Origin of the sequence: Streptomyces smyrnaeus (assembly GCF_017676345.1) — a bacterium.
In the GTDB taxonomy this organism is placed as follows: Bacteria; Actinomycetota; Actinomycetes; order Streptomycetales; family Streptomycetaceae; genus Streptomyces; species Streptomyces smyrnaeus.
Genome location: NZ_JAFFZM010000017.1, coordinates 43,255 through 57,114 on the forward strand (window position 1 = coordinate 43,255; position 13,860 = coordinate 57,114).

The following is a 13,860-nucleotide window of genomic DNA, read 5'->3' on the forward strand; positions in this document are numbered from 1 at the left end:
CGTGGCAATCCGCGTACTGCTGGTCGACGATCAGCCGCTGCTGCGCACCGGTTTCCGGATGATCCTGGAAGCCGAGCAGGACATAGCGGTGGTCGGTGAGGCGGGCGACGGTCTGCAGGCGCTGGACCAGGTGCGGGCGCTGCAGCCGGACGTGGTCCTGATGGACATCCGGATGCCCCGGATGGACGGGGTGGAGGCCACCCGCCGGATCACCGGTCCGGCCAAGGACGGCCCGGCGAAGGTGCTGGTGCTGACCACCTTCGACCTGGACGAGTACGTGGTGGAGGCGCTGCGGGCCGGGGCCAGCGGGTTCCTGCTCAAGGACGCGCCCGCCGGGGAGCTGGTGCAGGCCATCCGGGTGGTGGCAGCGGGTGAGGCGATGCTGGCGCCCAGCATCACCCGCCGGCTGCTGGACAAGTACGCGGGCAAGCTGCCCTCGGGCGAGGAGCCGGTGCCGGACACGCTGCACCAGCTGACCGAGCGTGAGGTGGAGGTCCTCAAGCTGGTGGCGCGGGGGCTGTCGAACGCGGAGATCGCGGCGGACCTGTTCGTGAGCGAGACGACCGTCAAGACGCATGTCGGCCATGTGCTGACCAAGCTGGGGCTGCGCGACCGGGTGCAGGCCGCGGTGTACGCGTACGAGAGCGGACTGGTGCGGCCCGGCTCGGCGTGAGCCCGTCGGCCGACCGTTCCGGTGACGGCCGGCCGTCGGGGATTCCACCGGACTCTCTTGTCGGTGGTTGCTCTCCCCCAGCCTTCGGCCGGGAGGTACCCCCAGTTGCGGCGGGAGAAGGTCTGGGGGCTGCGCCCCCAGACCCCCGTCGGGCTTCGCCCCCGCGCCGTCTCAGCCGCTCTGGCCGCGGCCCAGCTCCCACAGCTGGAGCACCGAGGAGGAGTTGAGGGCCCACTCGACGCCGGTGATGTCGTCGCGGGCCGCCAGGTACTGCTTGCCCTGCCACAGCGGGAGAATCGGCACGTCCTTGGCGACGATGTCCTGCGCCTTGCCGAAGGCGCCGGTGGTGGCGGAGCGTTCGGTCTGCCGGCGGGTCTGCGGGACGAGCTTGTCGCGGATCTCGTGGTTGGTGTACGGCGAGCCGAGGAAGTTGTCCTTCTCGAAGAAGGGGGCGACGAAATTGTCCGCGTCGGGGAAGTCCGGGTACCAGCCGTAGCCCCAGACCTGGTACTCGCCGTTGGTGGCCGCCGGGCGGAAGGAGTCCCACTTGACGCCCTTGGTCCGCACGTCGAAAAGCCCGCTGTCGTTGAGCTGCTGCTTGAGGACGTCGAACTCCTTGGCGGTGGCGTCGCCGTAGTGGTCCGTGGTGTAGGTGAGGGTGAGCTTGACCGGCTTGTCGATGCCTGCCTCGCGCAGGGTCCGCTCGGCCGCCGCCTTGGTGGGGTTGCCGTACTTGTTGAAGAACGAGTTGCGGTGGGCGGGCAGCCCGGCGGGCACGATGCTGTAGAGCGGCTCGGTGCTGCGGTCGTAGGCGTCCCGCACGATCTTCTTGCGGTCGACGAGCTGGGCCATGGCCTGGCGGACGGCCTTCTTGCCCGCCGTCTTGTCGTCGGTGTCGAAGGCGAGGTAGCGGATCTCCTGGCCGGGCTGCTCGACCAGTTCGATGCCGCTGTCGTGCGCGTCGTCCAGCCTGCCGACCTGGTCGGGCGAGACGGTCCGCCCCATGACATCGATGTCGCCGGCCCTGAGTGCCTTCTCCATCCCCTTGGCGTCGTCGAAGAAGCGCATCTCGATCTTGCTGTTGTGCAGCTTCAGGCCGCCGCTGTAGTGCGGGTTCTTGGCCAGGACAGCGGACTCGGAGTCGATGCTCTCCAGCGCGTAGGGCCCCGATCCGATGAGCTGGTCGCCCTTGGTGAGGGAGTCGGCCGGGTAGGTCTCGCTGTCCACGATGGCCGCGGCCGGGGTGGTCAGCTTGTACGGGAAGGTCGCGTCGGGCTTCTTGAGGTGGAAGACGACCTCGTTCTTCTTGGTGGCCTCGACCCGGTCGAGGTTGCTGAAGAGGACGGCGGGACCGCCCTTGTGGTTGATGTTCTTCAGCCGCCGCAGCGAGAACTCGACGTCCTCGGCGTCCAGGGTGTGCCCGTTGGAGAACGTCTGGTCCTTGCGCAAGGTGCAGCTGTACCGCTCGTTCGCCGCGTCGGTGAACCCGCACCGGGAGGCGGCGTCCGTCGTCGGGGAGGTGCCGGTGCGCGGGAAGCGCAGGAGCGTCTGGAAGGTGTTGCGCATGACGCTCCAGGCCGCGACGTCGTACGCCGCCGCCGGATCGAACGGGGCCGGCGCGTCCTTGCTGACCGCGAAGTGGTCCGTCGTGCCGACGACGATCGCATCGCCCCCGGTGCTTCCGCCCTTCTCGGACCCGCACCCGGCGAGAATCGGCGTGAGCAGCCCGGCGGCAAGCACAGGCAGCACCACAGTTTTACGGTTCATGGTCGACGATCTCCTCGGCCGGCCAGGGTTTGTTGCAGGGGAGGAATGGCCGGTACACCGACATTAATCGCCCCCTCCACCCAGCTCCGAAGCGCAGGTCGGGGAACCGGTTTCACAGACAGAGACCACAAGCTTCCTGTCCGCTATCCGGACGTCGGAACGATCTCCGCGTCGCTCTACCAATACGGACACAAGGGAAGGACATTTTCCCCACGAGTCCCAGCAACACCACAGGTCAGCCCTGCCGTCGAGGGGGTCCGGCGTGATGAACGTCACTGGACCAATCCGCGCACCGGACACCGGAGTTCAGCGTTCACCAGCACTTCGAAAATCGTTTACCGAGCCCGGCGCGGCACATTTTCCCGGACCACCGAAAATGCGGGAACCGGCCGGAACCGCCCACCTCAACGAGCGACCATGATCCGTGACCGCAGAAATTCGAGATCGACTTCTTCGAGCGAACTCACAATGGTCCGGCCGGACTTGGGCTTGATCGGCGCGATGGACGGCACCGCCACCACATGGCAGCCGGCGGCCTCGGCGGCGGCGACACCGGTTGCGGTGTCCTCCAGCACGGCACAGCGCGCCGGATCGGCGTTCAGTCGGCGTGCCGCGGTCAGATACGGGTCCGGATGCGGCTTGGTCCTGGCCAGCTCGTCCCCGGCGACCGTGAAGGCGAAGTGCTCCGGCCCGATCCAGGTGAGCATCCGGTCGACGACGGTGCGGTGCGAGGCGGAGACCAGCGCGGCGGGGATCCGGTGCGCCGACAGCTCCGCCAGCAGCCGCCGGGCTCCGGGCATCAGCGGGACGCCGCGCTCCAGCCGCTCCACGAACTTGGCGTTCAGCAGCACGCTGAGCTCCTCCAGACCGATGTCGGCGGCCGTGGCCTCGATCAGGAAGCCGGCACTGCGCGACATCGGCCCGCCGACCACCACGGTGCGCCACTCGTCGCGCAGCTCGTGCCCCAGCTCGGCGAAGACCTCGACCTCCGCGTCCCACCAGAAGTCCTCGGTGTCGACCAGGGTGCCGTCCATGTCGAGCAGCACGGCCTGGAGCGCTGGCTCCTCACCCGTCAGAGTGGTGACGGCGGGGGATGGACCGGCCATCCGTGGCACCTCCTTGAAAGACGACTCCAAAGGGACGACAAGGCCGGTCGCCCTCTTCCCGTGGAATCCCGCCGGAGCCTGGTGGACTCCGGCGGAACCCCGGCGAAGGGGACGACCGGCCTGTACCGGACCGATCAGTGTATGACGTATACCCTCATCGGGCGTTGAAATACTTGGCCTCGGGGTGGTGCAGCACGATCGCGTCGGTCGACTGTTCGGGGTGGAGCTGGAACTCCTCGGACAGCTCGACACCGATCCGCTCCGGCCGCAACAGTTCGGCGATCTTCGCGCGGTCCTCCAGATTGGGGCAGGCGCCATAGCCCAGGGAGAAGCGCGCGCCCCGGTACTTCAGATCGAACATGCCCTGCATCTGGTCGGGGTCCTCCCCCGCGAAGCCCAGCTCGCTGCGGACCCGGGCGTGCCAGTACTCGGCAAGCGCCTCGGCCAGCTGCACCGACAGACCGTGCAACTCCAGATAGTCGCGGTAGGCGTCGGCCGCGAACAGCTCGGCGGTCTTCTCGCCGATCTTGGAGCCGACGGTGACCACCTGCAGCCCGACCACGTCCGTCTCGCCCGAGTCCTCCGGACGGAAGAAATCGGCCAGGCACAGCCGGCGGCCACGCCGCTGGCGGGGGAAGGTGAAGCGGGTGCGCTCGTTGCCCTGCTCGTCCAGCAGGATCAGGTCGTCACCCTTGGAGTAGCAGGGAAAGTAGCCGTAGACGGCGGACGCCTCCAGCAGGTTCTCCGTCTGCAGCCGCTCCAGCCAGCCGCGCAGCCGCGGGCGGCCCTCGGTCTCCACCAGCTCCTCGTAGGAGGGCCCGTCGCCCTTGCGGGACTCCTTGAGCCCCCACTGGCCCTTGAACAGCGCGCCCTCGTCCAGCCAGGAGGCGTAGTCCTGCTGCTGGAGGCCCTTGACGACGCGGGTGCCCCAGAAGGGCGGCTCCGGGACGGGGTTGTCAACGGCCACGTCCGAGCGGATGGAGCCGTCGTTGACCTCCGGTTCGGGGATGTCGAGGTCCCGCTTGGGCACCCGGCGCTGCTTGAGTTCGGGCAGCTTGGCGCCGGGGACGCCGCGCTTGACGTCCATCAGGGCGTCCATCAGGCTCAGCCCCTCGAAGGCGTCCTTGGCGTAGCGGACCTCGCCCTCGTAGATCTCGTGCAGATCCTGTTCGACGTAGGCCCGGGTGAGCGCGGCACCGCCGAGGATGACCGGGAAGTCGGCGGCCATCTTGCGCTGGTTGAGCTCCTCCAGGTTCTCCTTCATGATCACCGTGGACTTCACCAGCAGCCCGGACATGCCGATCACATCCGCGCGGTGCTCGGCCGCCGCCTCCAGGATGGCGCTCACCGGCTGTTTGATACCGAGGTTGACGACCTCGTAGCCGTTGTTGGACAGGATGATGTCGACCAGGTTCTTGCCGATGTCGTGCACGTCGCCGCGCACGGTGGCCAGCACGATCGTGCCCTTGCCCTCGTCGTCGGCCTTCTTCTCCATGTGCGGTTCGAGGTAGGCCACCGCGGCCTTCATCACCTCGGCCGACTGGAGTACGAACGGCAGCTGCATCTGGCCGGAGCCGAACAGCTCACCGACGACCTTCATGCCCGCCAGCAGCGTGTCGTTGACGATGTCGAGCGCCGGCCGTTCCTCCAGCGCCTCGTCCAGGTCGGCCTCCAGGCCGTTGCGCTCGCCGTCAATGATGCGGCGCTGCAGGCGCTCCTCCAGCGGGAGGGCCGCCAGTTCCTCGGCCTTGCCGGCCTTCATCGACTTGGCGGTGGCCCCCTCGAACAGCTCCATCAGCTTCTGCAGCGGGTCGTAGCCCTCGCGGCGCCGGTCGTAGATCAGGTCGCGGGCGACCTCGACCTGCTCCTCCTCGAAGCGAGCGATCGGCAGGATCTTGCTGGCGTGCACGATCGCGGAGTCCAGACCCGCCTTCACACACTCGTCGAGGAAGACGGAGTTGAGCACGATCCGAGCGGCCGGGTTGAGGCCGAAGGAGATGTTCGACAGGCCCAGGACGGTCTGCACATCGGGGTGCTTGCGCTTGAGCTGCCGGATGGCCTCGATGGTGTTGATGCCGTCCTTGCGGGACTCCTCCTGGCCCGTGCAGATGGTGAAGGTGAGGACATCGATGAGGATGTCCGACTCGTGGATGCCGTAGTTGCCGGTCAGGTCCTCGATGAGGCGTTCGGCAATGGCGACCTTGTGTTCGGCGGTGCGGGCCTGGCCCTCCTCGTCGATGGTCAGCGCGATGAGGGCCGCGCCGTGCTCGGCCGCCAGCTCGGTGACCTTCGCGAAGCGGGAGTCGGGGCCGGCGCCGTCCTCGTAGTTGACGGAGTTGATGACCGCGCGACCGCCCAGCTTCTCCAGTCCGGCCCGCAGGACGGCGATCTCCGTCGAATCCAGCACGATCGGCAGCGTGGAGGCCGTGGCCAGCCGTCCGGCCAGCTCCGCCATGTCGGCCACGCCGTCCCGACCGACGTAGTCGACACACAGGTCGAGCATGTGGGCGCCCTCGCGGATCTGCTCGCGGGCCAGCTCGACGCAGTCCTCCCAGCGCTCGTCCAGCATCGCCTCGCGGAACTTCTTGGATCCGTTGGCGTTGGTCCGCTCCCCGATGGCCAGGTACGCGGTGTCCTGGCGGAAGGGGACCGCCTGGTAGAGGGAGGCCGCCGCCGGCTCGGGCTGCGGGGTGCGCTCGGCCGGCTCCCGGCCGCGCACCCGCTCCACCAGCTGCCGCAGATGCTCGGGCGTCGTACCGCAGCAGCCGCCCACCAGGGAGAGGCCGTAGTCGCGGACGAAGGTGTCGTGCGCGTCCGCCAGCTCCTGCGGGGTGAGCGGGTAGCTGGCGCCGTCCTTGCCCAGCACCGGCAGACCCGCGTTCGGCATGCACGACAGCGGGACGCGGGCGTGCTGGGCCAGATAGCGCAGGTGCTCGCTCATCTCGGCGGGGCCGGTCGCGCAGTTCAGCCCGATCATGTCGATGCCCAGCGGCTCCAGGGCCGCGAGCGCCGCGCCGATCTCGGAGCCGAGCAGCATGGTGCCGGTGGTCTCCACGGTGACCGAGCACAGCAGTGGCAGGTTCACACCCACCGCCTCCATCGCGCGGCGTGCGCCGATGACGGAGGCCTTGGTCTGCAGCAGATCCTGGGTGGTCTCCACCAGCAGCGCGTCGGCGCCGCCCGCGATCATGCCTTCGGCGTTCTGCTGGTAGGCGTCCCGCAGCGTGGCGTACGGGGCGTGGCCGAGGGTCGGCAGTTTGGTGCCCGGGCCCATGGAGCCCAGCACCCAGCGCATCCGGCCGTCCTCGGCCTCGAACTCCTCGGCGACGTCCCGGGCGATGCGTACGCCCTTCTCGGACAGCTCGAAGATGCGGTCGGTGATCTCGTACTCCCCCAGCGCCGCGTGGTTGGCGCCGAAGGTGTTGGTCTCCACGCAGTCCACGCCGGCGGCGAAGTACTCCTGGTGGACCGTGCGGATGATGTCGGGGCGGGTCACGTTCAGGATCTCGTTGCAGCCTTCGAGCTGCTCGAAATCCTCCAGCGTCGGGTCCTGGGCCTGGATCATCGTCCCCATCGCTCCGTCGGCGACGACCACACGCGAGGCCAGTGCCTGACGGAGGGCATCGGCCCGGGTGGGGGACGAGGATACGGTCGTGCTGCTCGGCGACGAGGCCATGGAACAAGCTCCCTGGGGTGCGACGGCTGTCGGCTTTGCGCGCCAGTGAGGCAGCGCACCCGGTCAGCGTAGCGGGCCGACGCAAGAGTGCCGGTCGACATTCCGACCATCGGACACTCCCACGCTCGATCCCGACTCGATCCCGACTACCGCCGCGTCGGCATCAAGCGATACCGTTCGGCATTGTCGAATCGAAGGCAGCAGGTCAGGGAGGACCGATGGCCCGGACCATCCAGTCGCTGGAGCGTGCGGCGGCCGTACTACGGCTGTTGGCGGGCGGTGAACGGCGACTCGGGCTCTCCGAGATCGCCTCCGCGCTCGACCTTGCCAAGGGTACGGCGCACGGGCTGCTGCGCACCCTCCAGCAGGAGGGCTTCGTGGAGCAGGAGCCGGTCACCGGCCGCTATCAGCTCGGCGCCGAGCTGCTGCGCCTGGGCAACAGCTATCTGGACGTCCACGAGCTGCGCGCCCGCGCCCTGGTCTGGACGGACGACCTGGCCCGCTCCAGCGGAGAGAGCGTCTATCTGGGCGTGCTCCACCAGCAGGGGGTGCTCATCGTCCACCACGTCTTCCGCCCCGACGACAGCCGCCAGGTGCTGGAGGTCGGTGCGATGCAGCCGCTGCACAGCACGGCGCTGGGCAAGGTGCTCTCCGCGTACGACCCGGTGGCACTCAGCGAGGCGCTGGACGGGGAGCGGCCGGCCTTCACCGAGCGCACGGTGACCGAGCCGGACCGGTTCGAGAAGCTGCTGGAGACCGTACGGGCGCGCGGCTGGGCGGCGGACGTGGAGGAGACCTGGGACGGCCTCGCCTCGGTGGCGGCGCCGATCCACGACCGGCGGCGGATGCCGGTGGGTGCGGTGGGCATCACCGGCGCCGTGGAACGGGTGTGCGAGGGCGACGAGCTGATCCCCCGGCTGGTCGCGGCGGTACGCGACACGGCGCGCGCGGTCTCCCGGGACCTGGGAGCGCAGCGGTTCTGAACCCCTGGAGCGAGCCGGCACACCGTCTGGCCGCCCCAGGGCGGATCCAAGGTGCCGCAATCGCTCCGTGCCCGCAGGATGACAGGCAGGAGTCATCCGTCACAGCCTCTTGACGAGACCCCCACGAAGGAGAAAAGTTGCCGTTCGGCGGTCGACATTGTCGAACACCGGACGCTCACCGACCGGCCCGCCCATCCTCCCCCAGCCTCCGGCCGGGAGGTGCCCCTATGGACATAAAGGACAAAGGAGTCGCGGGTGTCCAGCTCCGACATCTTCACGAGTGAGGTCACCGGCACCATGGTGCTGGTCCTCCTCGGTGGCGGCGTAGTGGCCGCAGTCAATCTGAAGCGTTCCAAGGCATTCCAGGCCGGCTGGGTCGCCATCGCCTTCGGCTGGGGGTTCGCGGTCCTCACCGGCGCCTACATCGCCCAGCCCTCCGGCGCCCACCTCAACCCCGCGGTCACCCTGGGTCTCGCGATCAAGGGCGACACGCCCTGGAGCGACGTCCCCCTCTACATGGGCAGCGAGCTGCTGGGCGCCATGATCGGAGCCGTCCTGGTCTGGCTCGCCTACTACAGCCAGCTGCAGGCCACTCTGCACGACCCGGATGCCGTGAAGCTGAAGGACACGAATCCCGGTCCGGTGCACGGCGTCTTCTTCACCTCCCCCGAGGTGCGCAAGCCGCTGCTGAACTTCCTCACCGAGGTCATCGCCACTTTCGTGCTGATCTTCGCGATCCTCACCCAGGGCCTGGTCAAGGACGTCGACGGGACCGTCGGTCTCGGTCGGATGGGTGCCCTGATCACCGCACTGGTCGTCGTCGGTATCGGTCTGTCGCTCGGTGGCCCCACGGGCTACGCCATCAACCCGGTGCGTGACCTCGGGCCCCGCATCATCCACGCGGTGCTGCCGCTGCCCAACAAGGGCGGCAGCGACTGGAGCTATGCCTGGGTGCCCGTGGTGGGTCCGCTGGCCGGCGCGGCCATCGCCGCCGGGCTCTACAACCTCGCATGGGCGTGAGCGACAAAGTCACCCGCCGACCAACGATGACGCAAGGGAGCACATACACACCATGAGCGACACCCACAGCACCCACGCCTCCGCGCACGGCGGCGGGCCCTTCATCGCCGCGATCGACCAGGGCACCACCTCCAGCCGCTGCATCGTCTTCGACAAGGACGGCCGCATCGTCGCGGTCGACCAGAAGGAGCACGAACAGATCCTGCCGAAGCCGGGCTGGGTCGAGCACGACGCCGCCGAGATCTGGACCAACGTCCAGCAGGTGGTCACGGGCGCACTGAAGAAGGCCGGGGTCACCAAGAGCGATGTCCTGGCCCTGGGCATCACCAACCAGCGCGAGACGACCGTCCTGTGGGAGAAGGCGACCGGCAGGCCGGTGCACAACGCCATCGTCTGGCAGGACACCCGCACCGACACCCTCTGCAAGGAGCTGGGCCGCAACGTCGGTCAGGACCGGTTCCGCCGTGAGACCGGGCTGCCGCTGGCGTCCTACTTCGCGGGCCCGAAGATCCGCTGGCTGCTCGACAATGTCGAGGGGCTGCGGGAGCGCGCCGAAAGAGGCGAGATCCTCTTCGGCACCATGGACTCGTGGGTCATCTGGAACCTGACCGGTGGGCCCGACGGGGGCAGGCACGTCACCGACGTCACCAACGCCTCCCGCACCATGCTGATGAACCTGCACACCATGGCCTGGGACGAGAAGATCTGCGCCTCCATCGGCATCCCCATGGAGGTGCTGCCCGAGATCCGGTCCTCGGCCGAGGTGTACGGCGAGGCCACCGGCGAGCTGGCCGGGCTGCCCGTCGCCTCCGCACTGGGCGACCAGCAGGCGGCGCTGTTCGGCCAGACCTGCTTCGCACAGGGCGAGGCGAAGTCGACGTACGGCACCGGCACGTTCCTGCTGATGAACACCGGCCACGAGCCGGTCAACTCCTACAACGGGCTGCTCACCACCGTCGGCTACCGCATCGGTGACCAGCAGCCGGTCTTCGCGCTGGAGGGCTCCATCGCGGTCACCGGTTCGCTGGTGCAGTGGATGCGCGACCAGATGGGGCTGATCAACAGCGCCGCGGAGATCGAGACGCTGGCCAGCTCCGTGGAGGACAACGGCGGCGCCTACTTCGTCCCGGCGTTCTCCGGCCTGTTCGCCCCGTACTGGCGCTCGGACGCACGCGGCGTCATAGCGGGCCTGACCCGCTATGTCACCAAGGCGCATCTGGCCCGCGCGGTGCTGGAGGCGACGGCCTGGCAGACCCGGGAGATCGTCGACGCGATGCAGAAGGACTCCGGCGTCGAGCTGGCCGCGCTGAAGGTGGACGGCGGTATGACCGCCAACAACCTGCTGATGCAGACCATCTCGGACGTCACGGACGCGCCCGTCGTCCGTCCGATGGTTGCCGAGACCACCTGTCTCGGTGCGGCGTACGCGGCCGGTCTGGCCGTCGGCTTCTGGTCGGACACCGACGAGCTGCGGGCCAACTGGAAGCGCGCCGCGGAATGGACCCCCCGCATGGACGCGGACACGCGTGAGCGGGAATACCGGAACTGGCTCAAGGCCGTGGAGCGGACCATGGGCTGGATCGAAGAGGAGAACTGAGTCAGATGAACACCTCGCAGAGCGTCCCCACCCTCGGGACGCACCCGACTGCCGGCAGCAACCCTGGCCGCGCAGAGACCAGAGGGCTGCTCGCGAACGCGACGTACGACCTCCTGGTCATCGGCGGCGGCATCCTGGGCACCTCGGTGGCCTGGCATGCGGCGCAGTCGGGACTGCGGGTGGCCATGGTGGACGCCGGTGACTTCGCCGGCGCCACCTCGTCCGCGTCCTCGAAGCTGGTGCACGGCGGCCTGCGGTATCTGCAGACCGGCGCGGTCAAGCTCGTCGCGGAGAACCACCACGAGCGGCGGGTGCTGGCCAAGGACGTGGCCCCGCACCTGGTCAACCCGCTCACCTTCTACCTGCCCGTCTACAAGGGCGGCCCGCACGGCGCCACCAAGCTGGGTGCCGGCGTCTTCGCCTACTCCGCGCTGTCCGCCTTCGGTGACGGCGTGGGCCGGGTCATCTCCCCCGCCAAGGCCGCCGCCGACAACCCGGCGCTGCGCACCGACAACCTCAAGGCCGTCGCGGTCTACGGCGACCACCAGATGAACGACTCGCGGATGGCCGTGATGACCGTCCGCGCCGCCGTCGAGTCGGGTGCCGTCGTCCTCAACCACGCGGAGGTCACCGGGCTGCGCTTCACCGGCGGCCGGGTCACCGGTGCCGAGCTGCGGGACCGGACGGACGGTACGGATTTCGGCGTCAACGCACGGCTGGTGCTGAATGCGACCGGCCCGTGGGTGGACCACCTGCGCAGGATGGAGGACAGCGGTGCGGCGCCCTCCATCCGGCTGTCCAAGGGCGCGCACCTGGTGCTCAAGCGCAAGTCGCCGTGGGGTGCGGCGATGGCCACCCCCATCGACAAGTACCGCATCACCTTCGCCCTGCCGTGGGAGGACCAGCTGCTGCTGGGCACCACGGACGAGGAGTACACCGGCGACCCCGCCGACGTACGCGCGACCGAGGCCGACATCCAGCAGATCCTGGACGAGGCCGCGTTCTCGGTACGGGACGCGGACCTGGACCGCGACCTGATGACGTACGCCTTCGCGGGACTGCGTGTGCTGCCGGGCGGCCCCGGCGGCGTGGAGTCGGCCAAGCGGGAGACCGTCGTCACCGAGGGCAAGGGCGGCATGCTGTCGGTCGCCGGCGGCAAGTGGACCACCTACCGGCACATCGGCCGCACGGTGATGAACAAGCTGGAGAAGCTGCCCGGCGGCGCGCTCGCCGAGGACACCGTGCCGGTCAAGGAACTGGTGCGGCGCACTCCGCTGCCCGGCATCGCCAACCCGAACGCGGTCGCGCACCGGCTGCTGGTCGACCGCGAGCCGGGCGTGCGGATGGACCCCCTGACCGCCCGTCAGCTGGCCACCCACTACGGCTCGCTCTCCTTCGACATCGCCCGCCTGGTCAACGAGGACCCCGCACTGGGCGAGCGGATCCACCCCGACGGCCCGGAGATCTGGGCCCAGGTGGTCTACGCCCGCGACCACGAGTGGGCCGAGACGGTGGATGACGTCGCCCGCCGCCGGACGACCCTGACGATCCGCGGCCTGGACACCGACGAGGTACGCGGCCGCATCGAGGAACTGCTCGCCCGGCGCGACTGACGCGGTCGGCCGCACCCGCGGAGTGCGACAGAAGAGGGGCGTACGCCATCAAGGGCGTGCGCCCCTCTCGTTCGTCCCGCGCCGGGCTCCGCCGATCTCGGCCGCCGTGCCCGCGTCCTCCGTCCGGCTACGGAACTGTCTCCTTGCTACAGCCACATGTGCGTGCGATCACCAGTTCGGCAACTTCGTAACGAGCCCGTTCCCGCAGCCCGGGTGGGCCGTGGGGCGTGGCACCGTCCTCGGCATGGAAGCCGAGACGGGGGCGGGAACGGGCGCGGGATCGGGCACGGGCCCGGGTACGGACATGGGGGCGGGAGCGGGAACGGGCACGGGAACCGGGGCGCGGCGGCGTCGGCTGCGGATGCCCGGCCGCACCCGGGCCCGGCGGGCCGCGGGCCGGGTCGCTCTCGCGCTGGTGGTGCTGGTCGTGCTGCCGGTGGCGAGCGCGGCCACCGCGCTCCGCGTCTCGTACGCCGGAGAGGTGTCACCGGACGCCCGTACCCGGGGCCGGGATGCCATATGGCTCGGCCACGCGTGGGTGGACGGGCGCCGGGACGCGGACGATCTGCGGGCTCTCAAGCAGCGGATGGCGGGCACCGGTATCCGCGATCTGTATGTGCACACCGGGCCGCTGGCGCACGACGGTTCCCTTCCCGAGAAGCGTTACCCGCGCGCCGAGTGGCTGCTGGAAGCGGTCGAGCGGGAGCTGCCCGGGGTGCGGGTGCAGGCGTGGCTCGGTGACCGGCTGGTGTACGGGGAGGGCGAGCGCGGCGGGCTGCGACTGGCCGACGGCGCGGCCCGGCGCGCGGTGGTGGGCAGCGCCCGGCAGGTGCTGGAGGCGGGCTTCGACGGGGTGCACTTCGACCTGGAGCCGCTGCGCTCGGACGACGGCGACTATCTGCGGCTGCTGGACCGGCTGCGCCCCGCCGTCCATGCGCGGGGCGGAGTGCTGTCCGTCGCCGCGCACCAGATCGATCCGCTGCCCGGACTACACCACGTCTCCGGCACCGTTGCCGGGCACGGCAAGTGGTGGTCGCAGGAGTACTTCGGCAAGGTCGCGCGGCGAGTGGACCAGATCGCGGTGATGTCGTACGACACCGCGCTGCCGGTGGAGAGCCTGTACGGCGGCTATGTGGCGCAGCAGACGGCTCTGGCGCTGGAGGCGGCGCCCGCGCGGGTGGACGTGCTGATGGGGCTGCCCTTCTACCACACGGACGACCTGGGCCATCACGCCTCGGCCGAGACGGCAGCCGCTGCCGTGCGCGGGGTGCGGCTGGGGCTGGGCCGCGAGGCCCCGGAGCGGCGACGGTTCGGCGTCGCCCTCTATGTCGACTTCGCGGCGACCGAAGAGGACTGGCGGGCCTACCGGAGCGGCTGGGGCGAGCACGCCGCACGATGAGCAACACCCGGACATCGCAGATCAGG

General features: G+C 69.6%; 9 protein-coding genes. 6 read left to right on the top strand and 3 right to left on the bottom strand.

What is annotated here, in order from left to right:
• Nucleotide 1: 1 nt before the first annotated feature.
• Nucleotides 2-673, top strand: coding sequence for a response regulator (locus JW613_RS25530; protein ID WP_019356404.1), 672 nt, complete (start codon nucleotides 2-4; stop codon nucleotides 671-673).
• A 171-nt stretch (nucleotides 674-844) separates the two neighbouring features.
• Here JW613_RS25530 and JW613_RS25535 read toward each other — a convergent pair whose 3' ends face one another.
• The 3 genes from JW613_RS25535 to metH form a co-directional block, all read right to left on the bottom strand.
• A complete protein-coding gene (locus tag JW613_RS25535) occupies nucleotides 845-2,440 on the bottom strand; it encodes an ABC transporter substrate-binding protein (RefSeq protein WP_209213263.1) in 1,596 nt (531 codons plus the stop codon).
• Between the two features lie 404 nt (nucleotides 2,441-2,844).
• Complete coding sequence (locus JW613_RS25540) at nucleotides 2,845-3,546, bottom strand: HAD family hydrolase (protein ID WP_099878922.1); 702 nt, start codon at nucleotides 3,544-3,546, stop codon at nucleotides 2,845-2,847.
• A 154-nt stretch (nucleotides 3,547-3,700) separates the two neighbouring features.
• Nucleotides 3,701-7,222 (bottom strand): methionine synthase, encoded by a 3,522-nt coding sequence (metH, locus tag JW613_RS25545; protein ID WP_209213264.1) that lies wholly within the window; start codon nucleotides 7,220-7,222, stop codon nucleotides 3,701-3,703.
• A gap of 218 nt (nucleotides 7,223-7,440) precedes the next feature.
• On the opposite strand from metH, the gene JW613_RS25550 reads away from it, so the two are divergent.
• The 5 genes from JW613_RS25550 (at nucleotide 7,441) to JW613_RS25570 (ending at nucleotide 13,834) form a co-directional block, all read left to right on the top strand.
• Entirely contained in the window at nucleotides 7,441-8,205 is a 765-nt protein-coding gene (locus JW613_RS25550; RefSeq protein WP_209213265.1) for an IclR family transcriptional regulator, read from the top strand.
• Nucleotides 8,206-8,460: 255 nt separating this feature from the next.
• Complete coding sequence (locus JW613_RS25555; RefSeq protein ID WP_099878928.1) at nucleotides 8,461-9,225, top strand: MIP/aquaporin family protein; 765 nt, start codon at nucleotides 8,461-8,463, stop codon at nucleotides 9,223-9,225.
• 52 nt (nucleotides 9,226-9,277) lie between these two features.
• Nucleotides 9,278-10,822, top strand: coding sequence for a glycerol kinase GlpK (gene glpK, locus JW613_RS25560; RefSeq protein ID WP_209213266.1), 1,545 nt, complete (start codon nucleotides 9,278-9,280; stop codon nucleotides 10,820-10,822).
• Nucleotides 10,823-10,827: 5 nt separating this feature from the next.
• On the top strand, nucleotides 10,828-12,435 hold the full coding sequence (locus JW613_RS25565) for a glycerol-3-phosphate dehydrogenase/oxidase (RefSeq protein WP_209213267.1): 1,608 nt from the start codon (nucleotides 10,828-10,830) through the stop codon (nucleotides 12,433-12,435).
• 244 nt (nucleotides 12,436-12,679) lie between these two features.
• Nucleotides 12,680-13,834 (top strand): glycoside hydrolase family 18 protein, encoded by a 1,155-nt coding sequence (locus JW613_RS25570; protein WP_372448001.1) that lies wholly within the window; start codon nucleotides 12,680-12,682, stop codon nucleotides 13,832-13,834.
• The last annotated feature ends 26 nt before the right edge of the window (nucleotides 13,835-13,860 follow it).